Genomic DNA, 1,370 nt, shown 5'->3' on the forward strand with positions numbered 1-1,370 from the left:
AGCAAAACAGATAGTTTGCTTGCGATAATGATTTGCTAAGAGATTGATTCAAAAGAATACTTCAGACAGTAATTATTAAATTTATAGCTTAATCAGTATAGAGAATGATGAACATTTGAGCGAGCATTGATCTATGCACGTTAAATTGTTAACAGTGAAATGCGTTTGAAGTATCATACGCGCCTTTCTACATCTCACCCAATGAGGCTTGGTCCGAATTATGATGGAACTCCGCGGTGCACCTGCTTTATCCCCCTTTAAGCAACAGTCTCTACTTGCCCAATTACGAGAAATAAATAATGCAGTCGAATCGGTATATGCCGAGTTTATGCATTTCGTAGACGCAGTAGATACCATTGGTGAACAAGAACTCAGTGTATTGAATCGCTTATTAACATATGGCCCGAAGAGCCAATTGGAAGCGACAGAAGGCAAATTGTTCTTAGTTGTGCCTCGTGTCGGAACGATTTCCCCATGGTCGAGTAAGGCAACAGATATCGCCTTAGGTTGTGGGCTTGATCAGATCAAACGAATCGAACGTGGTATTGCTTACTATGTGCGTGTTGATGGGAATCTTGATGCAAATACTGTCGGTGCATTGTCTGACGTGCTTCACGATCGCATGACACAGACTGTATTCCATGAGTTTGCGGGTGCAGAACTTCTGTTCAAACAGTCAGAGCCAGCAGCGCTAAGTACGGTCGATGTGATTGCCTATGGGCAAGATGCCTTGACTGAAGCCAACAAGCGAATTGGCTTAGCGCTCGCGGAAGATGAAATTGAATATCTGACCAAAGCATTTATCGATCTTGGGCGTAACCCTAGCGATGTAGAACTGATGATGTTTGCGCAAGCGAACTCTGAGCATTGTCGTCATAAGATATTCAACGCGTCTTGGGATATTGATGGGGAAGCTCAAGATAAATCGTTGTTTGCGATGATCAAGAATACAAATCAACTGAGCGGAGAAGGGGTTTTATCTGCGTATAAAGATAACGCATCAGTGATTGTAGGCTCGAAGGGCAAGCGATTCTTTCCTAATCCAGAAACGAAGGTCTACGAAGGAAATGAAGAAGATATTCATATCCTGATGAAAGTAGAGACTCACAACCACCCAACGGCGATTTCACCTTTTAGTGGTGCATCGACGGGTTCTGGTGGTGAAATTCGTGACGAAGGTGCGACGGGTAAAGGCTCTAAACCTAAAGCGGGTTTGACTGGTTTTACGGTTTCTAACTTGAATATTCCGGGCTTCAAACAGCCGTGGGAGCAAGATTTTGGTAAGCCCGACCGCATTTGTTCCGCATTAGATATTATGTTGGATGGGCCGATTGGTGGTGCTGCGTTCAATAATGAATTCGGTCGTCCGA

General features: G+C 43.9%; 1 pseudogene. It reads left to right on the plus strand.

The window, feature by feature from the left end:
* Positions 1 to 220 precede the first annotated feature (220 nt).
* Positions 221 to 1,370 (plus strand): annotated as a pseudogene (locus tag A3739_RS06940) (phosphoribosylformylglycinamidine synthase); the annotation flags it as partial.

The sequence above is a fragment of the Oleiphilus sp. HI0067 genome (assembly GCF_001635735.1).